Origin of the sequence: Corynebacterium sp. (assembly GCF_030532715.1) — a bacterium.
Classification (GTDB): domain Bacteria; phylum Actinomycetota; class Actinomycetes; order Mycobacteriales; family Mycobacteriaceae; genus Corynebacterium.
This window is the reverse complement of sequence record NZ_JAUNKO010000003.1, coordinates 111,642-137,654: the sequence shown is the minus strand read 5'-3', so window position 1 is coordinate 137,654 and position 26,013 is coordinate 111,642. Positions and strand designations below refer to the sequence as shown.

Annotated in this window: 23 protein-coding genes; 8 read left to right on the top strand and 15 right to left on the bottom strand. The window is 60.3% G+C overall.

The genetic code is table 11. The annotated features are described in order from the left end of the window. Positions 1 to 76 precede the first annotated feature (76 nt). Positions 77 to 316, top strand: coding sequence for a hypothetical protein (locus Q4D83_RS05875; RefSeq protein ID WP_303173809.1), 240 nt, complete (start codon positions 77 to 79; stop codon positions 314 to 316). Beyond that, on the top strand, positions 307 to 1,389 hold the full coding sequence (locus tag Q4D83_RS05870) for an alpha/beta hydrolase (protein ID WP_303173807.1): 1,083 nt from the start codon (positions 307 to 309) through the stop codon (positions 1,387 to 1,389). Before Q4D83_RS05875 ends, Q4D83_RS05870 begins: the two co-directional genes overlap by 10 nt. On the opposite strand, the gene adhP is transcribed toward Q4D83_RS05870, so the two are convergent. From adhP to dnaK, 6 genes are all read right to left on the bottom strand, one after another. After that, positions 1,386 to 2,411, bottom strand: coding sequence for an alcohol dehydrogenase AdhP (adhP, locus tag Q4D83_RS05865; protein ID WP_303173805.1), 1,026 nt, complete (start codon positions 2,409 to 2,411; stop codon positions 1,386 to 1,388). The two genes, Q4D83_RS05870 and adhP, sit on opposite strands and share 4 nt — an antisense overlap. Before the next feature lie 92 nt (positions 2,412 to 2,503). Continuing rightward, the gene (locus Q4D83_RS05860) at positions 2,504 to 4,024 is read right to left on the bottom strand and encodes an aldehyde dehydrogenase family protein (protein ID WP_303173804.1); all 1,521 of its coding nucleotides are present in this window, start codon (positions 4,022 to 4,024) and stop codon (positions 2,504 to 2,506) included. Positions 4,025 to 4,540: 516 nt separating this feature from the next. After that, entirely contained in the window at positions 4,541 to 4,954 is a 414-nt protein-coding gene (locus Q4D83_RS05855; protein ID WP_303173802.1) for a heat shock protein transcriptional repressor HspR, read from the bottom strand. Further along, the gene (gene dnaJ / locus Q4D83_RS05850) at positions 4,951 to 6,099 is read right to left on the bottom strand and encodes a molecular chaperone DnaJ (RefSeq protein ID WP_303173800.1); all 1,149 of its coding nucleotides are present in this window, start codon (positions 6,097 to 6,099) and stop codon (positions 4,951 to 4,953) included. The genes Q4D83_RS05855 and dnaJ overlap by 4 nt, the downstream gene beginning before the upstream one ends. A 100-nt stretch (positions 6,100 to 6,199) precedes the next feature. Further along, positions 6,200 to 6,790, bottom strand: coding sequence for a nucleotide exchange factor GrpE (gene grpE, locus Q4D83_RS05845; protein WP_303173797.1), 591 nt, complete (start codon positions 6,788 to 6,790; stop codon positions 6,200 to 6,202). Then, on the bottom strand, positions 6,787 to 8,616 hold the full coding sequence (gene dnaK / locus Q4D83_RS05840; protein WP_303173796.1) for a molecular chaperone DnaK: 1,830 nt from the start codon (positions 8,614 to 8,616) through the stop codon (positions 6,787 to 6,789). The genes grpE and dnaK overlap by 4 nt, the downstream gene beginning before the upstream one ends. A 594-nt stretch (positions 8,617 to 9,210) precedes the next feature. On the opposite strand from dnaK, the gene Q4D83_RS05835 reads away from it, so the two are divergent. The 5 genes from Q4D83_RS05835 (at position 9,211) to Q4D83_RS05815 (ending at position 16,291) form a co-directional block, all read left to right on the top strand. After that, positions 9,211 to 12,420 carry a bifunctional proline dehydrogenase/L-glutamate gamma-semialdehyde dehydrogenase gene (locus tag Q4D83_RS05835; RefSeq protein ID WP_303174152.1) on the top strand — a complete coding sequence of 1,070 codons (3,210 nt, stop codon included), beginning with the start codon at positions 9,211 to 9,213 and terminating at the stop codon, positions 12,418 to 12,420. 164 nt (positions 12,421 to 12,584) lie between these two features. After that, complete coding sequence (locus Q4D83_RS05830) at positions 12,585 to 13,895, top strand: AI-2E family transporter (RefSeq protein ID WP_303173794.1); 1,311 nt, start codon at positions 12,585 to 12,587, stop codon at positions 13,893 to 13,895. Between the two features lie 413 nt (positions 13,896 to 14,308). Next, positions 14,309 to 15,427: an HNH endonuclease signature motif containing protein gene (locus tag Q4D83_RS05825; protein WP_303173792.1), complete on the top strand. Its 1,119-nt coding sequence runs from the start codon at positions 14,309 to 14,311 to the stop codon at positions 15,425 to 15,427. An 18-nt stretch (positions 15,428 to 15,445) separates the two neighbouring features. Beyond that, on the top strand, positions 15,446 to 15,742 hold the full coding sequence (locus Q4D83_RS05820) for a hypothetical protein (protein ID WP_303173791.1): 297 nt from the start codon (positions 15,446 to 15,448) through the stop codon (positions 15,740 to 15,742). A gap of 159 nt (positions 15,743 to 15,901) precedes the next feature. Then, on the top strand, positions 15,902 to 16,291 hold the full coding sequence (locus Q4D83_RS05815; RefSeq protein WP_303173789.1) for a hypothetical protein: 390 nt from the start codon (positions 15,902 to 15,904) through the stop codon (positions 16,289 to 16,291). Here Q4D83_RS05815 and Q4D83_RS05810 read toward each other — a convergent pair. Next, complete coding sequence (locus Q4D83_RS05810) at positions 16,278 to 16,829, bottom strand: AMP-binding protein (RefSeq protein ID WP_303173788.1); 552 nt, start codon at positions 16,827 to 16,829, stop codon at positions 16,278 to 16,280. The two genes, Q4D83_RS05815 and Q4D83_RS05810, sit on opposite strands and share 14 nt — an antisense overlap. A gap of 288 nt (positions 16,830 to 17,117) precedes the next feature. On the opposite strand from Q4D83_RS05810, the gene Q4D83_RS05805 reads away from it, so the two are divergent. Further along, positions 17,118 to 18,245 carry a lipopolysaccharide biosynthesis protein gene (locus Q4D83_RS05805; protein WP_303173787.1) on the top strand — a complete coding sequence of 376 codons (1,128 nt, stop codon included), beginning with the start codon at positions 17,118 to 17,120 and terminating at the stop codon, positions 18,243 to 18,245. On the opposite strand, the gene Q4D83_RS05800 is transcribed toward Q4D83_RS05805, so the two are convergent. The 8 genes from Q4D83_RS05800 to Q4D83_RS05765 all read right to left on the bottom strand — a co-directional run bounded on the left by Q4D83_RS05800 (position 18,220) and on the right by Q4D83_RS05765 (position 26,013). Further along, the gene (locus Q4D83_RS05800; protein ID WP_303173786.1) at positions 18,220 to 18,882 is read right to left on the bottom strand and encodes a glycoside hydrolase family 16 protein; all 663 of its coding nucleotides are present in this window, start codon (positions 18,880 to 18,882) and stop codon (positions 18,220 to 18,222) included. The genes Q4D83_RS05805 and Q4D83_RS05800 overlap by 26 nt on opposite strands. Continuing rightward, entirely contained in the window at positions 18,876 to 19,820 is a 945-nt protein-coding gene (locus tag Q4D83_RS05795) for a glycosyltransferase family A protein (protein WP_303173785.1), read from the bottom strand. Before Q4D83_RS05795 ends, Q4D83_RS05800 begins: the two co-directional genes overlap by 7 nt. After that, positions 19,813 to 20,631 (bottom strand): serine hydrolase domain-containing protein, encoded by an 819-nt coding sequence (locus Q4D83_RS05790; protein WP_303173784.1) that lies wholly within the window; start codon positions 20,629 to 20,631, stop codon positions 19,813 to 19,815. Before Q4D83_RS05790 ends, Q4D83_RS05795 begins: the two co-directional genes overlap by 8 nt. Then, positions 20,628 to 20,795, bottom strand: coding sequence for a hypothetical protein (locus tag Q4D83_RS05785; protein ID WP_303173782.1), 168 nt, complete (start codon positions 20,793 to 20,795; stop codon positions 20,628 to 20,630). The genes Q4D83_RS05790 and Q4D83_RS05785 overlap by 4 nt, the downstream gene beginning before the upstream one ends. Next, positions 20,792 to 22,651 carry a hypothetical protein gene (locus Q4D83_RS05780; protein WP_303173780.1) on the bottom strand — a complete coding sequence of 620 codons (1,860 nt, stop codon included), beginning with the start codon at positions 22,649 to 22,651 and terminating at the stop codon, positions 20,792 to 20,794. Before Q4D83_RS05780 ends, Q4D83_RS05785 begins: the two co-directional genes overlap by 4 nt. Further along, complete coding sequence (locus tag Q4D83_RS05775) at positions 22,630 to 24,237, bottom strand: glycosyltransferase (RefSeq protein WP_303173778.1); 1,608 nt, start codon at positions 24,235 to 24,237, stop codon at positions 22,630 to 22,632. Before Q4D83_RS05775 ends, Q4D83_RS05780 begins: the two co-directional genes overlap by 22 nt. Continuing rightward, complete coding sequence (locus Q4D83_RS05770) at positions 24,224 to 24,913, bottom strand: glycosyltransferase family 2 protein (RefSeq protein WP_303173776.1); 690 nt, start codon at positions 24,911 to 24,913, stop codon at positions 24,224 to 24,226. Before Q4D83_RS05770 ends, Q4D83_RS05775 begins: the two co-directional genes overlap by 14 nt. A gap of 524 nt (positions 24,914 to 25,437) precedes the next feature. Further along, the gene (locus Q4D83_RS05765; protein ID WP_303173774.1) at positions 25,438 to 26,013 is read right to left on the bottom strand and encodes a hypothetical protein; all 576 of its coding nucleotides are present in this window, start codon (positions 26,011 to 26,013) and stop codon (positions 25,438 to 25,440) included.

Genomic DNA, 26,013 nt, shown 5'->3' with positions numbered 1-26,013 from the left:
CGGTTATCCACAGGCTGGGCGCGCGGCGACGCAGCGCTTCTTTACGCACACCTGGCGGCGGGCGCATCCTCAACACATGATCCTCAAATTTGATCCCCAGCAACGTGTCGAATTTCCCACCCCTGCGCTAGGTTCCGCGTTCCCCATCGGCGGCCCGCGTACCGACGCCGCACTCGCCCACGCCGCTGCACACTGGCTGCACGAGCAGGCGGAATTAGCGTCCCACACGCACGATTGGCGGCACCGGGTTGCGGAATTCCTCGCTTGCGGCGAGGGTATCGACGCCGCCTCCGCTCGACGTTTCCAATGCCAATAGACGCCCGCCTCGCCCAAGCTTGTGCCGACCAGCTCCGCACCGGCTGGTTCGCCCCGCCCACCATCAGCGGCGTCGGCATCATGTTCGATGCTGCCGCTGCCGAAGCCGAACGCATTCGCCAACGCTGGGAAGCGCTCCAGCGCACCCAGAATGTTATCGCCGATATCCTCGAGGATGTCGCCCACGCACAGGTGGATCTCGACCAAGCTTGGGAATGGGCGCGCACCTTCGGCGACGAATCCGAAACCACCACCTCGTTTCTCAACCACCTGCGGGCCATGGGGGCCGCGCTCGATGCCGCCTGCGCAGCCGAAATCGAACTGTTGTGCACGCCGGAAGGGGGCCGTCCGCGCCACGATTTCGCAGACCTCGACGACCTCACCATCGACGCCATTCACGAGCTCAACACCACCGAGGAACTCGAAAAAATTGTCGGCCCCGATGGCCGCATCCTCGAATGCGGCGACGGCCACTTGGTGGTCGCCTACGGGGATCTGGAACACTCCCGACAGGTGGCTACCATCGTTGCGGGCGTGGGATCCTCGCGCCCGGAAACGTGGGTGGAGTACGCGGGGCGGGGGCGTCGATTAGCGCAGGAAACCGGGGCTTCTGTGGTGTGGTTGGGGTACCGCGCCCCCTCCAGCATCCCCGCCGCGCTGGCAGCCGAACCCGCCATCGCAGGCGGCGGTCAACTGCGCGAATTTCAAGCAGCGCTGGCCCGACGCAACCCTGCTCAATTCCGCACGATCGTCGCGCACAGTTACGGAAGCGTCGTTGCTGGGTACGCCGCACGCGCGGGTCTCGACGCCGACGCCCTCGTCCTCATCGGCAGCCCCGGCGTCGCCGCCGAACACGCAAGCGACCTTCACCTTCGTTCGGAGCGGCCCCGCATCATCGCAGCAACCGGAGACCGCGACCCCATTACCTTCGCCGCAGCCGCCGCGGGAGGGGTCCACGGCCCCGACCCCACCCACGAACGCTTCGGCGCCGAACTTTGGCGCACCCCCACCGACCACAGCGGATACTGGGACGATCCCGAATTCTTGCGGAAGGTGGGAGCGTTAGGAAACTAGTAGCGGATGGACATGCGGCCGTCGATACGCCCGTGACGCATATCCTCGAACACGGAGTTCACGTCGTCGAGCTTGCATTCCGTCACCGTCGGCTTAATCATGCCGCGCGCATAGAAATCAAGCGCCTCCTCGAGGTCCTGGCGAGTGCCCACCAGCGAACCCCGAATAGTCAACGCCTTGAACACGATGTCGAAGATCGGGGCGGGGAAATCTCCCGGCGGGAGCCCATTAAACACGATCGTGCCGCCCTTACGCGCCATATCGATGGCTTGTCGGAATGCATCCGGATGCACCGCAGTCACCAGCACGCCGTGCGCACCACCCTTGGTGTACTCCACCACCGCCGCCGCCGGATCCGTATCACGGCCGTTCACCACAAATTCCGCGCCATGCTTACGGGCGAGCTCCAGCTTCTCCTCCGAAATATCCACCGCGATCACGCGCATACCCATGGCTACCGCATACTGCACCGCAATATGCCCCAAACCACCCACGCCGGAAATGACTACGAACTGGCCGGGTCGGGTATCCGTCACCTTCAACCCCTTGTACACGGTGACGCCTGCGCACAGGATCGGCGCCACCTCCACCGGGTTCGCCCCCTCCGGAATGCGGGCGCAATAGCGGGTGTCTACCAGCATGTACTGGCCAAACGAACCGTCCACAGTGTAACCGCCGTACTCCGCGGAGTTGCACAGGGTTTCCCAGCCAGTACGACAGTGCTCACATTCCCCGCAGGCGGACCATAGCCACACGTTGCCCACCATGTCGCCCACCTTCACCCCGTGCTCGCCGGGGCCAAGCGCAACGACCTCGCCGACACCCTCGTGGCCGGGCACGAACGGAGGTTTCGGCTTCACTGGCCAGTCGCCCTCCGCGGCGTGCAGGTCTGTGTGGCAGATGCCGGAAGCGTGCAGCTTCACTAAGGCTTGAAACGGGCCCGGCTTCGGCAAATCCAACTCTCCGACGACGAGCTCAGGGCCAAACTTTTCGACGATCGCGGCAGTAAACTTCTCGGACATAACCCACCCTCCTTAAGGGGAACTTTTTTCAATATGCTGCATAAATGACGAGAGACCGGCATTTCGCCGGTCTCCGTGAAAGGCTGTACGTACTAGAACAGTCCCGTGGGCTTCTCGTTATAGGAAACGAGCAAGCACTTCGTCTCTTGGTAATGGTCCATCATCATCAGGTGATTCTCGCGACCAATACCGGACATCTTGTAGCCGCCAAACGCCGCGTGCGCCGGGTACGCATGGTAATTGTTCACCCACACACGCCCCGCCTGAATATCGCGGCCCGCTCGGTAGGCAATATTCTGGTTGCGCGTCCACACGCCCGCGCCGAGGCCATAAATGGTGTCGTTGGCAATTTCCATTGCCTCGTCGTAGTCCTTGAACGTGGTTACGGCGAGGACCGGGCCAAAGATTTCCTCCTGGAAGCACTGCATGGAGTTGTCGCCCTTCAGGATTGTCGGCTCAATATAGAATCCTCCCTCCAGCCCCTCAAACGTTGCGACGCCGCCGCCGGTAAGCACCTCCGCGCCTTCCGCAGGGCCGGACTTCAGGTAGCCCGTGATCTTTTCCATCTGATCGGCAGAAGCCTGGGCACCCATCATCGTCTCAGTATCCAGTGGATTACCGGTACGAATCTCCTTCACCTTCTGCACCGCAAGCGCAAGGAACTCATCGGCGATGGACTCATGCACCAGCGCACGCGACGGGCAGGTGCAAATTTCACCCTGGTTGAGGGCGAACATGGCCAACCCCTCGATGCACTTCGCGCGGAAATCATCATCCTTATCCATGATGTCTGGGAAGAATACCGACGGCGACTTACCGCCCAGTTCCAGCGTGACAGGAATGACCTTCTCCGCCACCGCCTTCTGAATCTGCTGGCCTACGCCAGTCGAACCCGTGAAGGCAATCTTGGAAATACGGTCGGTGTCCGTCAGGGCATCGCCCACCGTGCTGCCGCGGCCGTTGACCACGTTCAGCACACCCGGCGGAAGCAGATCTTGGATCAGCTCAATGACAACAAGAATGGACGAAGGGGTTTGGGTGGAAGGCTTCAACACCACACAGTTACCTGCCGCCAGCGCGGGGGCCAGCTTCCACGTAGCCATCAAAATCGGGAAATTCCACGGGATGATCTGGCCAACAACACCGATTGGTTCCTTGAAATGGTACGCAACCGTATCGTTGTCGATCTGCGAAATGCGCCCCTCTTGAGTGCGCGCCACGCCTGCGAAATAGCGGAAATGGTCAATAGCCAGCGGGATATCCGCAAGGAGCGTTTCCCGCACCGCCTTGCCGTTTTCCCAAGTCTCCGCGACGGCCAGCATCTCAAGGTTTTCTTCCATGCGATCAGCGATGCGGTGAAGAATCAACGCCCGCTCCGCCGGAGACGTCTCCGCCCAAGCCTTCTTCGCAGCGTGGGCAGCATCCAGGGCACGGTCGACGTCCTCAGCCGTCGATAACGGAACACGACAGAACACCTCACCAGTGACGGGGGTGACATTGTCCATGTACTCACCGGACGCCGGCGGCACCCACTCCCCACCGATGAAGTTCTCGTACTGTTCCTTAAAGGTGATCAACGAACCTTGAGTACCCGGATTCGCATAAACGGTCATCTGCTAGGTTTCCCTTCTTCGTAGGAAGCGCGGCGACCACGCCAGCGCAGGTACCAACAGCCTAACCACGCCTACACGTGTTGTAAATCATATTTTTAAACTTTTCCCACTTTGCAGGCTTGACGCGCGGGTTTACTCCGCCTATTTGCAGGCATTTCGCAACGGCGCGGCAAATTTTGCTATTGCCGGCAAGCTCCCCCAACAGTCACCCCCTGAACTCGGCATATTATACCAATTTTTCACACCGAAGGTGCCCCCAACCTGCGTTAAGGCTCTGCATATCACACGCTCAACCAACATCTATGATGTACCGGTCGCCTGAATCACCACAGTACTTATGCGCTGCAAAATACTACCTGTAAGCACTATTGCTAATTTCTCAACATACCGAAATGACGCTAGGGAATACGAATAAGCGGAGTGCAGAAAACCACTATCGGAGCACTTCCCTTTAGTTATGTGATCTAGGGCATACAAAAAGCCCGCAGAGCGTACCTCCGCGGGCTTTTCTACTCATCAACGCCTGCGCTGACGTGGCTGCCACATCACCACAGCTGTCGAACGTGGCACATGGACGATTTCGCCTCGTGGCCGGGACTGCTCGGTGCGCAACCGCTCATTCTCGGCTTGGAGTTCTTCGATTTGGGCCCGAAGTTCCTCATTATCGCGCCGCAGCCGGTCGTTTTCCCGATCCAGCGCAATAATCGTTTTGATCCCAGCGAGGTTGACGCCCTCCTCCTGACTTAGGCGGTGGATTTCGCGCAGCAAATCCACATCGTGCCGCGAATACCGGCGCCCCCCGCCCCGGGATCGCATGGGCGTCACCAAACCGAGCCTGTCGTAGGCACGAAGTGTTTGGGCGTGCATTCCTGCAAGTTCGGCCGCTACGGAGATGACAAAAAATTCCGCTTCGGACTCGTGCCCGGTCATGGCGCACCCGCCCATCCTTCACGGGGGTCGAAACCAGACGCGCGTTCTGCTTCTGCGTAGGTACGCAGCGCAGTGGCGGATACGGCGCTGAGATCCTTAGGTACGGTCACGTTGACCGTCACGAGAAGGTCACCCGCACTCCCGTCCCGCTTCGGAACCCCGCGGCCCCGCACCCGCAACGTGCGACCATTCGGCGTACCGGCAGGGATTTTCACCCGCACTGGTGTATCCAAGGTCGGAACGCTGACGGTATCCCCGAGGGCAAGTTCGGCGAAGCTCACGGGGACGGTAACCTCGAGGTCGTCGCCGCTCCTGGTGAACACGGCGTCGGCACGCACGTGCACGGTGACGAAGAGGTCGCCGGCGGGTTTCCCCTTCGGTCCCGCTTCGCCTTTACCCGCCAGCCGCACTTTCTGCCCGTCAACGACGCCGGCGGGAATACGCACCGTAATGGAGCGTGTGCGGTGCACGGTACCCAAGCCGGAGCATTCGTGGCAGGGGTCGGTGACGCGCTGGCCGGTGCCGTCGCAATCCTCGCAGGGGGCGGAAAGCCCGAACGCCCCGCGGCTTTCGCTGCGGTAGCCGGAACCGTGGCAGGTGGTGCAGGTGGTGGTGCTGCCGGTCCGGGAGCCGGAACCGTGGCAAGCGGAACACGGCGCCTGGCCGGTGAGTTGAATGGGGATCACCGTACCCTTGGCCGCTTCCCGGAAATCTAGAGTGATTTCCGTTTCCACGTCGGCGCCTCGCGTAGCCCGAGCCGTGTTGCGAGTAGCACCACCGCGGTTGAAAAGGCCACTGAAGATGTCACCAAAACCGCCGTCCTGGCTATATCCTCCCCCGCCGAAAATATCCGAGAAGTCTTGTCCGCGAAACCCGGCACCATAGCCTCCGAGTCCACCGAACCCGCCTGAGGCAAAGGTGCGTTTGAACTCATCGTATTCGGCACGCTTGGATTCGTCTCCGAGCACGTCGTAGGCCTCCGCGGCCTTTTTGAAACGCCGCTCGGCGCTTTGATCTCCCGGATTTTTGTCGGGGTGGTTTGCCCGGGCGAGGGTGCGGTACGCACGTTTGATTTCATCAGCGCTTGCGGACGAGGAAACACCCAGGTCCGCATAGTAGTCTTTTTCCGCCCATTCACTTCGCATTACTGGGCTCCTCCTTCCTAAAGGCTAAAACGTTGTGTGCAACCTTGCACGGATGACATGCACAGGCGGGCCCACACAATTGTGGCGGACCCGCTGTGGCTTAGTTTTTGCGATCAGCGATGATCACCATGGCGGTACGAAGCAGCCGATCGCCCATGACGTACCCGCGCCGCAGCACGGTTCCGATCACTTTGTCGTCGGACTCGGAAAAGTCCTGGACTGCCTCGTGCCGCTCCGGGTCAAATTCGTCGCCTTCCGCGCCGAACTCAGCGACGTGCAAGCCGGTGAGGGTGGCACGGAACTTGTCGTTCAGTGATTTCAACGGCCCGGCTTCCTCGAGCGCGCCGTGCTGTTCGGCCAAGTCAAGGTCGTCGAGCAACGGCAGCAACGAGGTCACAACCTGTGCTTTCGCCATCTCTATCGCTACGGTGCGTTCCCGCTCGGTGCGACGTCGATAGTTTGTGTATTCGGCGGTGATGCGCAACAGATCCTCGGTGCGTTCGGCAAGTTCCGATTCAATTTCGGAGACTTCGCCGTCGCCGTCGTGGTCTGGTTCGACCTCGGTGCCCTCCGCAGGCGCTTCCGTATCGGCGTCTTCGGTAGCTTCGGCGTCTGCGGCTGCTGCCTCGGCTTCGGCTAACGCTTCGTCGATCGCGGCGTCGAGCTTCGGGTCACGCGGGCTGTCACTCACTTCTTTTCTTCTTCCTCGTCAACTACTTCGGCGTCCACAACGTCGTTTTCCGTAGCACCGTCGGCGGAAGCAGACGCGCTCGCGGCTTCAGCTTCGTAGATGGCTTTACCGAGCTCCTGCGACACCGTAGAAAGATTATCGACGGCCGTCTTAATGGCGTTGATATCTTCACCCTTGAGTGCCTCTTCCACGTCCTTGGCTGCGGCTTCGACTTTATCCTTGATGTCGCTGGAGATCTTCTCCTCGTTCTCCGTAACAAACTTACGGGTCTGGTACACCATGGACTCCGCGGAGTTCCGCACTTCCTGCTCCTCGCGGCGGCGCTTATCCTCCTCGGCGTGGGTCTCGGCGTCCTTGATCATGCGATCAATTTCTTCCTGCGACAACCCGGAACCATCCTGAATCTTGATGGTGTTTTCCTTGCCGGTGCCCTTATCCTTGGCGGTCACGTGCACGATGCCGTTGACGTCAATGTCAAAGGTCACCTCGATCTGCGGCAGGCCACGCGGCGCGGGTGCGATACCGCCGAGCTCGAAGGAACCAAGCAGCTTGTTGTGCGCCGCGATCTCACGCTCGCCCTGGAACACCTGGATTTGCACCGACGGCTGGTTGTCTTCCGCCGTGGTGAAGGTTTCCGAACGGGTCGTCGGGATAGCGGTGTTGCGCTCGATGAGCTTGGTCATCACGCCGCCCTTGGTTTCAATGCCCAGGGAAAGCGGGGTGACGTCCAGCAGCAGCACGTCCTTCACCTCGCCGCGGATCACGCCAGCCTGAAGCGCGGCACCAACAGCCACAACCTCATCCGGGTTCACGCCCTTGTTGGGCTCGCGGCCGCCGGTGAGCTCCTTGACCAGTTCGGTGACAGCAGGCATGCGGGTGGAACCACCAACGAGCACCACATGGTCCACGTCCTTGATGGACACGCCAGCGTCCTTGATTACCTGGTTGAACGGCGCCTTGGTGCGGTCCAGCAGGTCTTGGGTGATGCGCTGGAATTCCGTGCGGGACAGCGTCTCATCCAAGAACAGCGGGTTCTTGTCCGCATCCACCGTGATGTACGGCAGGTTGATGCTGGCGCTCTGGGCTGCGGAAAGTTCGATCTTGGCCTTTTCCGCGGCTTCCCGCAGGCGCTGCATAGCCATCTTGTCCTTGGTGAGGTCAATGCCGGAGGTGGCCTTGAACTTTTCCACCAACCAATCCACGATGCGCTGATCCCAGTCGTCGCCACCGAGCGAGTTGTCGCCGGCGGTCGCACGCACCTCCACAACGCCGTCGCCGATTTCCAGCAGGGACACGTCAAAGGTGCCGCCACCGAGGTCGAACACCAGGATGGTCTGCTCCTTGTCGCCCTTCTCCAAACCGTAGGCGAGTGCCGCGGCGGTGGGCTCGTTGATAATGCGGAGCACGTTCAAGCCTGCGATCTGGCCGGCTTCCTTGGTTGCCTGGCGCTGCGCGTCTTCGAAGTAGGCCGGGACGGTAATCACGGCGTCGGTAACTTCTTCACCCAGGTATGCTTCCGCGTCGCGCTTCAGCTTCATCAGCGTGCGGGCGGAGATTTCCTGCGGGGTGTACTTCTTTTCGTCGATACCAACGTTCCAGTCTTCGCCCATGTGGCGCTTCACGGACCGGATGGTGCGGTCAACGTTGGTCACGGCCTGGTTCTTTGCGGACTGGCCGACCAAAACCTCACCGTTTTTTGCAAATGCCACCACCGACGGGGTGGTGCGCGAGCCCTCAGCGTTGGCGATAACTACCGGCTCGCCGCCTTCGAGTACGGCGACAACCGAGTTCGTGGTGCCGAGGTCAATGCCTACTGCGCGTCCCATATTTTGTTTCCTCCTGATGTTTAGGGTTCGTAGTGCAACATTCTCAAAGCCCGAGATTGACATTGCGACACTCAACCTTCGATGACCACTCTAGCAGCCACCTTGAGCGAGAACCACTCAAGCTTTTCACATCGTATAACGGACTATCTATCAAAGTTGTTCCCGACAGACTCAACTTTTTTTGTTATTGCAGGTAGGCGCACCAAAAGTAGGGTTGCACACTACCGAACACGGGGTTTGGCGCGACGCACTCAACGACGGCGGTTTAACACCGAACATCAGGGCTACTGCGCGCGCGCCCAACCCCACCCTTACCCCCTCTAGCCTTTAGGTGACGCAAGCCATAAAATCCGTTATGTTCGGCAGAGATCACCGCCATCACCCGCGTTTCATGAAAGCGAGCCACTATTGCGTGAGCCCTTCAAGGTAGCCCTTCCCACCGGTCGGGCGTTGTCCTATACCTTGGCGCCGCAGGCTGTCGGCGGGCGGATCCGGCCAGCAGGCGACCGGCCCCCCACCTTCTTGCGTACCACCCCCTAGCCATCCCCCTCCATTCGCACATGTGTGCACGACAAGAAGGATCACCTCTCCGCCATGACGTACGTCAACCGTGACCTGGAAAAGCTTCAAGAAAAAGTAGTTGCCCGCGCCCACGAATGGCTCGCCGCGGAACAAAACGCAGCGAAGTCGAAGAGCACCGAACAGCTCGCCGCTATGGTGCACGACCCCACCGGCGTGGAGTTCACCATGCGCTTCGTGGACCGTGTGGCCCGCCCGCACGATAACAACGTCGCCGCCCGCGAGCTCGCCAAACTTACCGACGATAAACTGCCGGACTTTATCGGCCCCGTGGACCGCACCTTGGTGTCCACCGGCGCGAAAATGGCCAAGTTCCTGCCTCACGTGATTATGCCGGCCGCCCGCACTCGCCTGCGCCAAATGGTCAGCCACCTCGTCCTCGACGCAGAGGGCAAGGCGCTGAACAAGTTGCTGGATGAGTCCCGCGAGCGGGGCTATCGGTTGAACGTGAACCTCCTCGGCGAGGCCGTGCTCGGCGACGGGGAGGCGAACAATCGCTTGCGCCGCACCATGGAGTTGTTGAAGAACCCGCGCGTGGATTACGTGTCCATCAAGGCCACCTCCGTGGTGGCGCAGCTCAACCCGTGGGATATTGACGGCAGCACGGAACTGCTCAAGGAGCGCCTGCGTCCCCTGTATCGCCTGGCCATGCAGCGCGACCCGCATCCCTTTATCAACCTGGACATGGAGGAATACAAGGACCTTCATGTGACCATCCGCCTGTTCGAGGAACTCCTCATGGAGGAAGAATTCCTCGGCCTCGAGGCCGGCATCGTTTTGCAGGCCTACCTGCCGGATTCGTTCCCCGCGTTGCAGCGGCTGGCTAAGTTTGCCAAGCGCCGCGCGGAGGCCGGCGGGGCGAAAATTAAGATTCGCCTGGTCAAAGGCGCGAACCTTTCCATGGAAAAGGTTGATGCGGAACTGCACGGTTGGTACCCGGCGCCGTACGCGACCAAGGAAGATGTGGACGCCAACTATCTGCGGATGATGGACTATATCCTGCGCCCCGAGCATGAAAATGTCCGCGTGGGCATCGCCTCCCACAACCTGTTTTCGGTGGCGACGGCCTACGAGCTCAGCGTTGAGCGCGGCGTCGAGGCGCAACTGGACGTCGAAATGCTGCAGGGTATGGCACCCGCGCAGGCTGAGGCTGTGCGCCAAGCCGTGGGCACCGTCATTCTGTACACGCCGGTAGTGCACGCCGAGGACTTCGACGTGGCCGTGAGCTACCTGGTGCGCCGCCTTGAGGAAAACGGCGCCCCCGAGAACTTCCTGTACGCGCTGTTTGGCGGGGACCTTTCGGAGCAGGAAGTGCGCTTCCGCCAGTCCGTGGCGCGCCGCTGGGACGTCGCGGAGGATTCCCGCCGCCTGACCACGCCGGTGACCATGAACGCTTCCGATTCCGACCCTGCGCTGCTCACTACCCTGGAGTGGGCGCGCGAGTTGAGCGATCCGCAGCCGGAGTGGGAGCTCATCACCGACGTGGACGTGGTTGATGCTGCCGTGGAGACCTTGCGCACCTCCCCGCGTCTCGACGTCGCGGAACGCACCACCCTGCTCAACCGCGCCGCCGACGAGCTGGAAAACATCCGCCAAGAACTGCTCGGCGTGATGACGCACGAGGCGGGCAAAACCATCGCCGAGGCAGACCCCGAAGTCTCCGAAGCCATCGACTTCGCGCGCTACTACGCGCAATGCGCCAACGCGCTGAATACGCCCAGCTATTCCACCTTTACGCCCCACGACTTGGTGGTGGTGGCTTCCCCATGGAACTTCCCCGTAGCCATCCCGCTGGGCGGCGTCTTCGCCTCCATCGCGGCCGGTGCGAAGGCCATTTTGAAACCCGCCCCCGAAGTGCGCCTGTGCGCCGAGGTCGCCGTCTCCGCCCTGCGGAAAGCCGGCATCGGCGAGGATTTGGTGCAGCTGCTGCACACCGACGAGGCAGACGCGGGGCGCCGCTTGATGTCCCACCCGGACGTAGACGCCATTATCCTTACCGGCGCTTCCGAAACCGCGTCGCTGTTCCGCGGGTGGAAGCCGGAGATGAATATTCACGCGGAAACCTCCGGCAAGAACGCCATTATCGTGACGCCTTCCGCAGACCCGGACTTGGCGGTTGCGGACGTGTATAAGTCCGCGTTCGGGCACGCCGGGCAAAAGTGCTCCGCCGCTTCCTTGGTCATCCTGGTCGGCGACGTGGGGCGCTTCACCGACCAGCTCATCGACGCCACCCGCACCCTCCGCGTCGGCTACGGCCACGAGCTTTCCACCACCATGAACGGTCTGATTTCGCCCCCCGGCGAAAAACTGCTGCGCGGCCTCACCAAACTGGAAAGCGGCGAAACCTGGCTGGTCAAGCCGGAGAAGCTCAACGAGGAAGGCACCCTGTGGTCGCCCGGCATCCGGGACAATGTGCGCCCCGGCAGCTGGTTCCACACCCACGAGTGCTTTGGCCCCGTCTTGGGCATCATGCACGCCTCCTCCCTGGAGGAGGCCATCGAATGGCAAAACAGCACCGGCTTCGGCCTGACCGGCGGCATCCACTCCCTCGATGAGGACGAAATCGCCCTGTGGAAGGACAAGGTGGAAGTCGGCAACGCCTACATCAACCGTGGCATCACCGGCGCAATTGTGCAGCGCCAACCCTTCGGCGGGTGGAAGAACTCCTCCGTGGGCGTCGGCGCGAAGGCTGGCGGCCCGAACTATGTGGCGCAGCTGGGCACCTGGGAGGACGTGGCCGACATTGAGGTTCCGGCGCTGAGCCTGCAGCCGGAGTTCCGCGAGCTGGCCACCACGGACTTCCTGCGTCGCGCCGCCGCGCTCGACGAGTTGGCGTGGCGTACCGAGTTCGGCGTCGAACAGGACTTCACCGGGCTGCGTTGTGAATCCAACGTGTTCCGCTACCGCCCACTGGAGACCCTTTACGTGGTGGGCGATGATGAAGAGCAGTTCGCCCGCCTGCAGCTGGCGGCCCTGCGCACCGGTACCGAGCTGCGGCGCCTGGAGACCCATGAGTGGTTCCCGCCGCACTCCCGCATCCGCGCTATCGGCGACGCTCCGGTTCCCGGCACCATTTACGAATGGGCAGCCCTCAACGGCTCCGTTATTATCGACGCCCCCGTGCTCGCCGACGGCCGCCGTGAACTGCTGTACTTCCTCAAGGAGCAAGCAGTGTCCACGACGAAGCATCGTTTCGGCTACATCAAGGGCGAAACCAACAAGTAGGTTCCCTGAGCGCATCGCGTCCCCGCCTTGTGCGGGGTTCCCGATGTTGCCATAAGCACCTCCTTGCGAATACCCCGCGGCCCGGTTTCACCTCGGGAATCCTAGGTAACAATATTGCGTATTAGTGTTGGTTATCGGGGTTATCCGTGGCAAAGTTATGGTCGATGAGTAAAAACACCGATCCAACAGAAGCCATCGTCCATGTAGTCGAAGGCGACGCCGAGGTGAACCTCACCCCGGCCCCGGCGATGTCCAGCGGGCAAGCGCCAAAAGTTGATCGCGCCCTGATCCTCGGCCAAGACGGCCGCTGGGTAGCGGGGTGGGCATTGCGGTTCATCATCATGGCCGTGGCCAGCTACATCCTGTGGCTCGGCTTGGCGCAAGTGTGGCAGGGACTCCTGCCCATTTTGCTGGCCATACTCGTGTGCACCGTACTTTGGCCACCAACAAAATGGTTGCGCGATCGTGGAATGTCCCCCGGGCTTGCGGCCGCCGTCACGCTGATCGCAATGTTCAGCGCCATGAGTGCCCTGATCGCCGCCATGGCCCCCAGCGTGCAAAACCAATCCAAGGATTTGTTCGATCAAGCCGTGTCCGGCATCCGGTTCATCCAAACCTGGATCAAGGGCCCGCCACTCAACGTCGACGCCGAACAGATCAACCAAGTGGTCAACGAGGTGGTCAGTCGCGCGCAAGCCCAAGCGAGCAATATCGCAACGGGCGTGTATGCGGGGGTGTCCACGGCGTCGTCAATCGCGGTGACGCTTGGTGTGGTGCTGGTGCTCACGTTCTTCTTCTTAAAGGACGGCGACCAGTTTATCCCCTGGGTGCGCCGCAGCGTCGGCGAAACCGCAGGCTGGCACCTCACGGAAGTCTTGTCGCGTACCTGGAACACGCTGGCGGGTTTTATCCGCGCCCAAGCCATCGTCTCCTTTATCGACGCCGTGTTTATCGGGATCGGCCTGCTGTTCTTCGGTGTCCCCCTCGCCCTCGTCTTAGCGACGCTCACATTCTTCGCCGGCTTTATCCCCATCGTGGGCGCCATCTCCGCGGGCGCAATTAGCGTGCTGGTTGCGCTGGTGTCCAACGGCCCAACCACGGCGCTGGGCGTGCTGGTGATCATCATCCTCGTGCAGCAGCTTGAGGGCAATCTGCTGTCGCCGATGCTGCAATCCAAAGCCATGAATCTGCACCCGGTGATTGTGTTGCTGGCCGTGCTCGTCGGCGGCGGCCTGTTCGGCATCGTTGGCGCGTTCCTCGCCGTGCCCGTCGCCGCAGCCGTAGCGGTGTGGATTCGCTACCACGCGGAAATGGTATCCCTGCGCACCGGCGAAACCACCGTCGACGAAATTGAAATTCAAACGAAGGGGGCAACGTCGACGATGACGCCGCAGGAAACCATGAACAAGATTCGCGCGCGCTTCCACACTTTGGTGAACCGTCGCCACGGTATTATGCGCCGCACGAAGCAATAGCGAAGGCCCTGGGGCGGGGGCTAGGCGTGGGACGGGGGCCAGCGCGAGCGCCCCTCCCATTGGGGGTGGAGGGGTGTATTTCAAAATGTGTCGCATTGCACTGCTTTTATTTTCAGCGGGTTTTGAGGCGCGGGGGTTGCCACATGTTACACATTGCTGCATTCGTGCTTCTGTGGGCTTGCTGAGGGCTTTCTCAGCCGCGTAAGAGTGGGCATCCTGGACCGCTCGCATTGCCCTCAATTCAATTGCGCATCGCGAAAGCGTATGTTGTTTTCCCTGCTTATCGACGCGCGCGGGGGTACCGATTCGCGTTGCGTACAACGCTGTTTGTGCTGCACGAATGCTGGCATGCGGTGTGCCTGGCCGGTACACTGATAGGCACAGGGGACGAATATTTGGGAGGGACCGTAACCATGGCTAAGCAAGCGCCCAGCGTGGGGTTTGCCGTGCATGATCCAGACAACATATTAGGCCGCGAAGAAACCCAACAAAACATCACATTCCTGAGAAACTATTTAGCCGCTACCGAAGACATCGACTGGGAAGTAACCAACGTCCGACGCGTGGTGCGTCGGCTAGCAATGCAATCCGCGCACTATTCCGAGGTGCGCCTGCACAATATCGTCGGGGCGTGCTGGTTGCTTCACTTTTGGCTGCCCAAGCTGCGGGAGTACGCGCTCGCCACGGGGCTGGTGGACTATCACATGCTGCGGGCTATCTGGGTTGGCCTTACCATGGTCACCCCGTCGGAAGAGTACGCCGAAGTATGGGAACAGCTGGATATATTCATTGTGGAATGCCTTTCACCCACGGTGCCACACCAAGCACTGCCGAAACCAAGGTGGGTGTGCAAGCGGCTCCGCGACGAGCTCGTCCGCTTGGGCTTGTACGAAGAATTCGAAGACCCCGTCACCGGGAACGTTGATTTCGATGACCCCGAACCGCCCTACGGGGTGGAGCTACTGCAAACTGAAAACCCCGCGGTGAGCATGCTCCAGGTGACCCTGCGCACGGAAGACGCCCACGAGGCGCACCAAACCATCGCGGCAGATGCCAAAAAGGACAAGCTGCGCCTCGATGAGGTAGTGATGAACCGGCTTTGCGGCACGCTCAGCGCCCGGGAGGCCGCGCGAGAGATTCGAGTGTTCGGCGTGGCCGAGGTTACCCCGACCGATCACGTGGAGATCGTGTACGCGGACGGCTCCGGCAGGCTCACCGCCCAGCAGCGCCGATCCTTGATGCGCGCGAGCCGAACACGGTACCGCACCATCGACAGCGTGGCCAAGATTATCCGCGACGAACACGACCCCACACTGGACCAGATTCTGCTGACCATGCTGCGCGATGGCACCTGCAAATTCCCCGGCTGCACCGTAGACGCCCGCTTTTGCGACATTGACCACGTGATCAATTGGGAGGCCGGTGGCTGGACAACCCTGCCCAACCTCCAGTGCTTGTGCCGTGCCCACCACAATTTCAAGACGGACCGCAACATCCAAGCCCGCAGCGACACCTTCGGCGTGGTCACTTGAACCATGGATGGCCTCACAGTGACAAGCGTTCCGCAGGGGCCACTGGCGGGACAGGTGCGAGGCGACGAAGCCGGGATCACCACGCGCCACGATCACCCCACCCGTACCGATGCGCATTACAGTTCACCGCCAGACCGGAACGGGTTTGGGCGTTGGGGCACCACACTGGCGAAATATCGGAACAACCAACGCAAACGCCATTTGATGACCATGACTTTCCGCAAGCGGCAACTCCGCGATTACGACGACATTCCGCCACTGACGGACAACGACCTGCCGCCCAGCGAAGACACCCCTCCGGACAACCTGGACTAAGCTGTATGTTTACGCGTCTACTATCTGAGTGTTTGCGGGTCGCCTATGCGCCGTGACCATGCATATCCCCTGTAGACCGTTCGGTCTAGTTTGGGGTTGCGAGGTTGCACTCTATTGCGCTATGTTGGGAGAAACTATAGGACCAAAGGAAGTACCAACATGAAAATCGCAATTATTGGCGCCACCGCTCACGGCATTCGCACCGCCGAGCAGTTTGCCGCGCTGCCGAATACGCACGTAGACATTTTCGATTCCCGCCCCGCCCCGTTTGGCCTCACCCACTATGGCGCCAGCCACCCTCACGTTCGCTTTATTGGCAATGTGCACATCGGGCGCGACATTTCCCGCGACGAACTCGACCCGCTTTACGACGCCGTGATTACCGCCAACCACTCCCCGATCAACGAAAGCAACGATGTCTTAGATCTGATTCACACCAAAGGCATCCCGCACACCACGTGGGAACAACCTACAGAGAAGAACCCACCGTTACCGCGGGATTGGTTCGCCACGTTCCGAGCTGCCCAAGAGGTACCTACCTGGATTTAGCGCCTTCCATGTGCTCGTGATACCAATCCTGGTGGGTGAGCACCGAGCTCCCGCCGCCGCCCGTTTCATACCATTCAACGATGGGGGTGTCGGGAGTGACAAAGCAATGCTCCATCAAGGGGGCGCACTGGGATTTCCAATCCTCCCAGGCATGCGACACCACAATCTCAGTGACGCCAAGCACGTTGTAAAACTTGTGGTGCGGCTGGCGGAATACCGCGCGGGCGTCGCAATCCTCGAGAATGTCGTCGATGTCTTCGCCCTCAAAGTCGGGCCCCAAAGGAACCATCACCGCGCCAAGCTTCACGCACGCAAACAGCACTTCCCAATATTCAACGCTGTACTCCCCGAGGAACAGTACGCGATCCGCAAACCCAACACCCATGGCCGCAAGCCCCGCCGCCACGCGCGAAGAAGAATCATCCAAAAGGCGGTAGTTCACGCCCTCGATCCCCGGCAGCGCCACCACGTCGTCGGGCGATTGCAGCAGCTGATACTCCAAGACATCCGCGAACGTGGCAAACTCTGGGCGGTACATGTCGGGCGAGCTCCTTCGGTTTTGCGCAGGCGGTTGATATTCCATCTAGTCCACAACACAGTCGATTGGATTGCATAAAACCCACGTGTTGCTACAGTCAGGATTCCACGTATAAACTTCCCGCGCAATTTAATGAATAATTTTTAATATTCCGCATGTGGGCCAGCAGAGTAGTTTGCCCAATGGCGATCAACAGGCAGGTAGTTATCTCGAACCAAGGATCATTGTTCAGGACCTCTCGCGCGTTGCCCACAATCGAAAATACAATCATCAGCTATCGTAGTTTTCGTGCAGAAAAACCTGGCAATTGACTCTGTGGTGCTGATGGTTTCCAGCGCCACAAATGCGGTCGTCGGTCTTGCATTTTGGGTCACGGCAACCCGGTTGAATAACGCGGAAATTGTCGGGGAAGCCAGCACATCAATTGCGGTAGCGACGACCCTGTCCACACTGGGCATGCTAGGTTTCGCTCAACTCATGGAACGCTTTTTGCCCCGAGCTTCCACCCGCCAAGTGCTGGGCGCAATCGCTTTCGTGGCAGCGTTTTCCCTGTTCCTCGGCTGGCTGTTCGACCTCCCGTGGCTCACCCTCGTCCTAGCGCTGTTCGCGCTGTGCGATTCGTACTTGATCGGCTGCGGCAGGCCGCGCGTCGTTGCGCTGAAAAATCTCATTCACGCAATGAGTAAATTTGCACTGGTATTCGTTTTGCCGATCGACTGGGCGTGGGGAATACCAACGGCAGCGTTACTCATTTTTTATTGTTTCGGTACATTACCGAAACGAAAACTATATACATCTGACGTTTCCCGCTATTTCATGCATAGTGTGGGGTGGCTACTAGCCCAAATGCTACCCGGGCTAGTCATCCCATTGATGGTGAAAGAAACCGGCCTCGATCAAGCGGCCTACTTTAATATCGCGTGGGTCATTGTAAACACCTCATTCGTATTAATTTCAATGATCGGCGGGCCGTTTGTAGCAAAAGTGGCGAATGCGAAAGCAAATATGTCCGACGCCACGCGCACACTAATTCGAATAATCGCGGGAGTGAGTGCACTACGGCTCCTCGGCGTTTCCGGACTCGGCCCAATCGCCTTATTCGTGTACGGTTCCGACTACGCGGAACACGGGTACAAGCTCCTGATCCTCATGGGCGTCGCACACTTGCTCGGCGGCCCAGCGTACCTATACGCCACCCTTTCCCGTATTTTCGGACACATCGGCTACCCCATGCTCATCCAAGCCCTCAACTCCCTCGCCGTCGTGGGTTTGATCTGGCTCATGCTGCCCGCCTGGGGCATTACCAGCGTAGGCATCGCGTACTTGATTGTGGACGCCGCAACCCTAGCCGTCATCATCTGGCCACTCAAGCAGGCTTTGCACCGCGCACTCACAACTCCGCATAACTCACTTTGAGAATTTCAACGACGGGGACACGATAGTCATCTTTCGGCGGGCCCTGCTCCCGGGTGACGCCGTTATTCTCAATCAGCTTGCCGCCATCCTTGGTGGCGTGCGACTCCACCTGAATGGCCAGCCACATCGGCTCGTGCGGGATATCTTTCGTCGTTTCACCGAACATTTCGTCGTCGCAGAAAAACTTGATGCTGTCTTTGCGCCATTCCACGGCGAAGGTTTTAGGTTTCGTTGCGTCGCAATCAACACGGAACTCTTGCTTGCCATTGCCGTGGACAAACGCCTTGGTTTGCTGGCGGTCGGAGCGAAAGTTTTCGGCGATATCAATTTCGGGCGGCCAAATGTCGGACTTCGGCCACAGCAATACATGGTAGGACAGGACGGAATGCGGGAAGGAACGCAAGCGCACATCCCACCGCCCATACAATTTCGGGTCCTTGGAGTAGGACAGGCCGCCGGTGACCCAACCGTTGTAGCCGGGCGCGCCATACAAAATGTTGCCGCGCACCATGGATGGGTCCCAGCGGACGTGGGGATCGGATTTCGGTCGGCCTTCGTAGGGTTCGTAGGTTTGCAGGGAAGCGTTACATGCCGCTAACACCACTGGGGTGAGCAGGAATGCACGTCTGGTCAGCATTTGGACCTCACGAGTAGTTTTTCCAACGCGTGGCGCGCTCGATACAGCGGCGAGTACACACCAAAAGGAACAGTCACCGCCATCACCGCACCGTGTACCGCTTCTCGACGGTGCCCACTGCTCCAGGTTTGCAGTAAAGCCGGCGGCGTTAGATACCTTAGCAACGGTAACTGCACTTTTCGAGCCCCCGGAACCCGCGCATACGCCGTGGTGGCAATGCACGGCACCGCGTGGAACCACACCCGGAACGACCGCGGAGCGCCCAACGCGGCGACAGTTTCCGCACAAATTGACGTGTTCTGCACCCGCTGCGGATCCGTCTCCATCACACTGCCCTCCCGATCCCGATAGTGATAGCCGATAAACGGTATGAGGCGGGCGCGGCGGATTTCGGGCAGGGCGTCGAGAAGCAGCATGAAATCTTCTAGGGAGGAAAGGTGTTCCTGCCGATCAGGGCGGTCAATGGCGCGCTTGAGCACCTCCGCGCGAAATAGTTTGTTCCACAGGTAGCCGCGGATGGTGCCGTCAAAGATCGCTGCCTTCACGTCCTCGATTACGGCCTCATCGGCAACGCCCTCCATGACCCGAATGCGACCCTGCTGGTCATAGTGATGCGCGCGACAAATCACCAGGTCAACGTCGTCGCTCGCGGCGACCATGCGCTGCAAAATGTACGGGTCGAAGGTGTCATCGGAATCCACGAACCAAATCCACTCGCCAGTGGCCTCCCGGATGCCCCGCTCACGCGCCGCCGCAATCCCCAAATTTTCTTGATGAATCACTCTGCCGCCACCCCAATCCTCGGCTATGTTCGGGCTTTCATCAGTGGAGCCATCGTTGATAAGCAACACCTCCACATTCTCAAGCCGGTCAAGGCATGCAAGAACCCGGGGAAGATGCTCGGCCTCGTTGTAAAACGGCAAAATTACGCTAATCATTGTGCAGGGCCTCCAATGCTGCTTCTTCTACTGGAACATCGCCGCGGGATAACACCACCACGGCGCGTCGATTCGGGTGCACCGCGAGTGCACTTTGGAAATCTGGTTGGCTGCCGCTACGCACCCACTCGTGGTCGTCCCACTCCTTGGCGGTCATCACATAGCGGGCGAAGCGGGCAATATCTTGCACGGTGGAAATGCTGCCCGTGGCCGGGGCAAGCGCATCAAACTCGTTGGAAATGCGCGTGTTATTCAGCTCCATGGGGCGCAGTAAACGGGTACGCAATAAGGTCGGATAATCCGTACCCGCCGCCACCGCGAGCGCATGCCCCAACAACGCAATCCCCACCGCCGAGGGTTGGCGCTGGCCGCGCCCATCCAACGAGTCAAACTTGGCGTGATGGATTAACTCCTGATACTTCAGAACCTTAGTGTCCAAGCGCGGGGCGAAACCACCGCGATGGTCCGCAAGCTCCCGCAAGGTGACGTCAGCTGCTGGGGTATCGCGGACGTCGAGAAGCGAGCCCAGTTTCGTACTGCCGGTCACCTCACCGCGGCGCACGGCGTTATACAACAGCTCGATGGTGAACAGTTCCGTCAATGCATCGACCCGGTAAGGCGTGGTCAAACTGGATTCGATGAGGGCGAAGGAAACCTCGCGGTCCACGGCCATCATCGCGATCATCCGGTTTTCGTGAATGTGCGGTGTCACCTTGGCGGCGAGCGCCTCATCGCCACGCGGGGGAATCACCGGCGGGGTCGGCGCCGTCAACACCAACAACAGCGCAACAACAGCAACAACGTATCTCACAGGTAACCCCCTAACCGCACCACCATGCACGTCAGGGCAACCAGCAACACGGGCACGCCGATCCACCAGCTAAACCACCAGCCACGCTCCCGCGCAAGCACCGACCACAGGTACACCCAAAACGCGGCCGCGGCGGCAACACCGGTAACCAGGTACGTGATCATCCCAACCCCCAAACCCCGGGCGAATCCCCCAATGGAACGCCATCAACATCGGTGCGTTCCAGCACCACAACGTGCTCGGACTCCCAGGTGATCTTGTAGGTACTGTAGGTTTCCAACTCTTCGGCCACGCGGCGGAAATCCTGGTCGTAGCCCTTCACCATGCGCTCGTAATGCTGGCGGGTGGTGGTCAAAAACACCACATCGGGTTGCTGCGCCAACACACCAACAAAATCGTTGATGGGGCTGGGCGGGGCCATCATTTCCGCCACGCGATCCATGCGCAGGGTGCCCTCGTAGCTAAGCGGCCCCACCGTAGAACCGTACGGGGCGCGGTCCAACACGAAACGCGCAGCCTGCACCACATCCGCTGGTGTGCGCTCAAACGCGACGTTCACGCCGCGCGCCGTAAACCCAAGGATGCTGCACACGGCCAACACAAGCACCGGCTGCAAGCGCAGGCGCGCAATCATAATGGCCAAAAACGGCGCCGCATACAGGAACACTCGGAGGATAACCTCACCGCCGTAGCTTTGGCCGAAAATCAGCGTCACCGGCGCCAACACCGCGGCGGCTACCACCTTATGTTTCGTGCGCCACCACGCGACCACCGCCACCGCACCCAACGCGAGGGTAAACAACACTCGGAAGCGCTGCATCTGCGTATACAACGGTTCGCCCTGCACGCGTTCCGTAAACCCGGCGGACACCGCCTCGTTGGCTTTGCCGAAGCCTTCGATCAGCACCGGCAAATTGCCCGACCACCAATCCGTAGCACCAAAGACAAACCAGCTGGCGAACAGCACGCCCACGCCCAACCACAGGGTGCGAAACTCGGTAGCCTTCAACGCTGCTAACAGCGCGAGCAATACCACCAGCGACACTGGCGTGAGCTGATGCGACACCACCATCGCCCCCGCCAACGTCAGCGCCACAAACTCATGTTCGCTCCGCAGCGCGAGGGTAATCACCACCATATACAGCAACAACGCTACCGATTGCGGGGAGTAATAATCCTGCGCGCTCCAGTTGATACACACGAACAAGATGCCCGCAAGCAACCCCTGCCGGTGCGTACTGCCCAGCGTCTTGGCCAGGGAATACACCGCCGGAAGGTAGGCCATGGCAATCACCGCCGGGTAAAAGATCAGCAACCGGGTAGTGCCGCTGATCTGCTGGATAAAGCCAGCGGCGGTGAGAAAACCTGGCCAGCTAAAGCGGGCGTCAATGCCGGTTAGCACACCCCAATCCGAAATCGCCTCCGCGAACCCGACGTGCACATAGCCGGTGTTCATCACCGCACCCATGTCCGCCAAATTCACCGTGGCCACGATCATGCCGCATAGCAACGCCAATGCGGCGGGATGCCACCACACCACCAGCACCAGCGCCAACGCGGCGAACCACTGCCACGGTAATACTTGGATCACGCCAGCGGAACCCGCGGCATCGAGATCAATGATCGCCACCGACCACAACCAGAGGGCTGCGGCGAGCACCACCAGCCACCCGCGCCACGAAGAAACCCATTGTCGGGCGGTTGCTCCAAGCTGATCCCACCCGCCCAACTTTGGGTACCCCAACAGCGCCGGCAGGGCCAAAAGTATCGCAGTCAGCAGGGTACTGCGCACGGTCAGTTGCACGGCCAAGGACACGAGAATGCACATGGCCATGGAAATCGCCGGCGTGAGCGCGAGGAACAGCGCGCGATCCCGCGTGAGGCGAGCGGCGATGCCCGCGCCGATCACAAACGGGACGAACCCTGCGGGCCACATCGGGTGCACCACAAATGCCGGCAAGAGCAGGCAAAATGACCACCCTATACGGACAGTCCAGGCTATGACTCGGTCTTGTTCCATACACCCACCGCATCGCTGAGGCGCGCTGCCGCAAACAGGGGCGGACCGCACACATACCCAGCCCCCTCGGCCGCCCGCATCCACCACGGGGCCGGATCCTTCGGCCCTTTCACCGCCCCCTTTGGAATGGTCCCGCGCACGGACGTAGGCACAAACGTTCCGTCGGCAACGCAACGCGCCAACGCGGCTGTAAACCCCGCCCCGAAACCAAACATTTGCCGCATAAGCTGCCGTTTCGTTTCCCGATGATCGTGCCGCACAATAGCCGCCGGCCAGTATTGAATGGTGCCGCCGTGCAATACCACTCGCCGCAGCATGTCAATGTCCTCACCGCCGCGCGTGCACCGCCCCGCGCCGAGCTCCTCCGCGAATCCGCCGATTTTCTGGAACACTTCCGCACGGAACGACATATTCGCCCCGGTGCCAAAGCTGCCGGCCGGGTACGGGTACAGCGGCGGGACTTCCTCCGTTTCTAGGTTCCAGCGGCGCGGGCGATCGCCGAGATCGTAGCTGATGTGTTCCTCAAACAGGCGTTGCGCATCGGTGTGCGGGGTGCTGAGCACGCGTCCGGTCACCGCCCACACGTTGTCATCGTCGCCGTACCCGGCAATCAGCTCCCTCAGCCAATTGGGGTCGATCTCCGCATCGTCGTCCGTAAACGCCAGAATTTTGCCGTTTGCTGCGCGGATGCCTTCGTTTCGGGCTCGCGCCAAACCCCGTTCGGAAGCGCGGATTCCCACCCCGATACCGTCTGGCGAATTGTCCACCACCACGATCTCCGCATCGAGTCCTTCAATGGCGCGTTCAAGGTGCTCAAGCGACAGCGGGCGGCGGCCATCCGTACAAATAATTATCGACGCCGCGCACGTCGGCGCCTTCGGCGGAATAAAGCCCCGCTTGCCCAACGCAAACCCCGCCGCCGCCGCAAGCACATGCAAGCCGGGGCGCGCGGCGTACCTGCGCTCGGGCCCCAGGTTGCTTAACCAGGATTTCATCCTGCCCTCGTGAAATGAACGCTTCAGGTGGTAACCAAGCTTGGTGCGAGAAGCTGGGACGAAATGATCAACCGCAAATGCCGTGTGCCGGATGATTCGGCCGTCAATGCGCTGACACAACTCCGTCTCCTCCCCGCCCGCGGTGTTACCGCCGACGCGACCCAGCGCGGGGGAAAACTCTGGAATAGGGCGGCGAAACGCCATTGCCGCCCCGATCGGGTTGCGAATCTCCTCCCCATCCGGTGGCAGACCCGCATGGTCGCATCCATATACCCATGCGTGGCGAGTATCCCCACCCCCGCGCTCGAACTTTGGGTGCACGGCACCACCAATTCCGACGATGCTGGGGTCATCGAACACGCTCATCGCCGCGCGCCAGCCGGGGCGGGGCACGGCGTCGTCATCAATAAACACGACGATTGGGTTCGATCCTTGGGCCACGCCATGGTTACGGGCTTCCGCCAGCGGGCGGTCCCGGACCACAATGAGCGTATCGCCCGGTACCAGTTCCGCCTCGATCGCAGCGACGCAATCCTGCAAGAAGCCCTCGCGGCCAGCGACGGTACATACGACGACATCAATACTTTCCACGCCACTCCTTCCAGATTGTGCGCAACACGCGCTTGCCGTCCTGCCACGCATCCAAATTGCTTTGGCCGTGGACGCGGTTGTACTCGTGGCTCGGCACCTCCGTGATGTTGGCGCCGAGCTTCGCGGCGCGGCACGCAAACAACGTTTCAATCTCAAAGCCATCACCCCACTGCGGCAGATGCTTCGACACGGAAGGCAACCCCCAGGACTCGAACATGTGCCGCGAGAACGCGTTGAATCCGTAACACAGGTCCGTGAAACTCGTGCCGAACAGCATGTTTGCCAGACGGGTGAAACCAAGATTGCCAGCGGAGCGCAGCTTGGTCAGATCGTCGGAACCCCCACCAAGCAAATAGCGCGAACCCTTGACAAAATCCGCCCCAGTTTCCAACGCAGCAATGAAGCGGGGGATTTCCGAAATCTCCGCTGAGCCGTCGGTGTCCACCATGACGAGGTGGTTACCGGTGGCGGCTACGCAGCCGCACACCAACGCGTTGCCTTTCCCGCGCCGAGTTTGGCCGATGACGCGGACTGGAAAGTCCCGTAAGGCGGACTGGGTGTGTTCGATGTTGCCACCCTCGACGACCACGAGCTCGTACTCTTCCGGAATGTCCGGAAGCAAACGCATGAGATTTGCCGTTTCATTCATTGACGGCAAAATTAAGCTCACACTCATAAACTTGAAACCTCTTTCAGTGTCAATATATGTGGATTTCGCACATATATCGGCGTGCCTCGGAATTTCTTTCCACAGCGATTTCGCGTTTCTGGATTTCGAACAAAATCACCCTTAAAGCGATGTAAGCGTGTAGCATTCAACGCCGCGCAAAAACCGTCCCTTCGAAATGATTGTGTGCAAACTTTCGACAGGGTGGGCACGCTTAACTTTTTGGCATACCCCCTGGTAAAACGCCACTTTTGACCATAAAGAACGGAACGGCGAGAGCTCCGCTGAGCAAAGTCCTCACTACGCCTTGACACCCCCAGAAGGCGTCTCCAATTCGAATTGGAGTTTTCAGATAAAGCAATTGGCATCTACTCGTCCTTCCGCTAATGCTGAATAGTAGACACCCGACAGATAACCGCAAGTTTTTACATCTATTGATAAGGGTTATGCAAAATTTATCAAGGTGAAATTTGCATAACAGATAAGCCCCTGGACGTGGGGCTTTTCAATCAACGTCAAGTGGGCGGACGTCGCTAGGCAACGTTGTTGCTACACCCTAAAGGGGGTGAAACGAGGAGTGTGACGCAATACTGGGCAACCCCGATGCCCAAAAATCCAAAAAACAATGAATGCGGCAGCAGCGCAAGCAACGCCCCCGCGGTCAACGCAACAACCGCCAACGCCCCCAACGTGCGCGGCAACTGCGACACAAACAACACCATTGATTCCCGAAAAGCGCCCGGCAACGACAACCCCCGCAACGCCGCAACCGGCACGATCCACACGGACAGCGCATTGACCAACAACACGCCAGACAACAACCCCGCACGCACCACCACGTTGTCCACGGCCAACCACTCCACCACGGCGAGCAGATGCGCCGCGACCATCAAGAACCACCACCAGGTCAGCGCACCCCCCGGCTCGCACAAACCGCGAAAGAAGGCCGCGATCGGGCGGGGCGGATCGGTAAGCCACACGTGGGTCGAAGCGCGCACTGCGCGCCCGCCAGGAATGACGAACGCGCAGCAAAGCACGGTGACTGCGGATACCACCGCGACATCAGAAAACTTGTCCAACACGCGGTGGAGCAGAGAATCCGGGCCCAT

Excerpts from the sequence above, each read along its gene's own strand:
- Q4D83_RS05875 (WP_303173809.1), top strand. The coding sequence starts at position 77 with ATGATCCTCAAATTTGATCCCCAGCAACGTGTCGAATTTCCCACCCCT.
- Q4D83_RS05870 (WP_303173807.1), top strand. The coding sequence starts at position 307 with ATGCCAATAGACGCCCGCCTCGCCCAAGCTTGTGCCGACCAGCTCCGC.
- adhP (WP_303173805.1), bottom strand. The coding sequence starts at position 2,411 with ATGTCCGAGAAGTTTACTGCCGCGATCGTCGAAAAGTTTGGCCCTGAG.
- Q4D83_RS05860 (WP_303173804.1), bottom strand. The coding sequence starts at position 4,024 with ATGACCGTTTATGCGAATCCGGGTACTCAAGGTTCGTTGATCACCTTT.
- Q4D83_RS05855 (WP_303173802.1), bottom strand. The coding sequence starts at position 4,954 with ATGACCGGGCACGAGTCCGAAGCGGAATTTTTTGTCATCTCCGTAGCG.
- dnaJ (WP_303173800.1), bottom strand. The coding sequence starts at position 6,099 with ATGCGAAGTGAATGGGCGGAAAAAGACTACTATGCGGACCTGGGTGTT.
- dnaK (WP_303173796.1), bottom strand. The coding sequence starts at position 8,616 with ATGGGACGCGCAGTAGGCATTGACCTCGGCACCACGAACTCGGTTGTC.
- Q4D83_RS05835 (WP_303174152.1), top strand. The coding sequence starts at position 9,211 with ATGACGTACGTCAACCGTGACCTGGAAAAGCTTCAAGAAAAAGTAGTT.
- Q4D83_RS05830 (WP_303173794.1), top strand. The coding sequence starts at position 12,585 with ATGAGTAAAAACACCGATCCAACAGAAGCCATCGTCCATGTAGTCGAA.
- Q4D83_RS05825 (WP_303173792.1), top strand. The coding sequence starts at position 14,309 with ATGGCTAAGCAAGCGCCCAGCGTGGGGTTTGCCGTGCATGATCCAGAC.
- Q4D83_RS05815 (WP_303173789.1), top strand. The coding sequence starts at position 15,902 with ATGAAAATCGCAATTATTGGCGCCACCGCTCACGGCATTCGCACCGCC.
- Q4D83_RS05810 (WP_303173788.1), bottom strand. The coding sequence starts at position 16,829 with ATGTACCGCCCAGAGTTTGCCACGTTCGCGGATGTCTTGGAGTATCAG.
- Q4D83_RS05800 (WP_303173786.1), bottom strand. The coding sequence starts at position 18,882 with ATGCTGACCAGACGTGCATTCCTGCTCACCCCAGTGGTGTTAGCGGCA.
- Q4D83_RS05795 (WP_303173785.1), bottom strand. The coding sequence starts at position 19,820 with ATGATTAGCGTAATTTTGCCGTTTTACAACGAGGCCGAGCATCTTCCC.
- Q4D83_RS05785 (WP_303173782.1), bottom strand. The coding sequence starts at position 20,795 with ATGATCACGTACCTGGTTACCGGTGTTGCCGCCGCGGCCGCGTTTTGG.
- Q4D83_RS05780 (WP_303173780.1), bottom strand. The coding sequence starts at position 22,651 with ATGGAACAAGACCGAGTCATAGCCTGGACTGTCCGTATAGGGTGGTCA.
- Q4D83_RS05770 (WP_303173776.1), bottom strand. The coding sequence starts at position 24,913 with ATGAGTGTGAGCTTAATTTTGCCGTCAATGAATGAAACGGCAAATCTC.
- Q4D83_RS05765 (WP_303173774.1), bottom strand. The coding sequence starts at position 26,013 with ATGGGCCCGGATTCTCTGCTCCACCGCGTGTTGGACAAGTTTTCTGAT.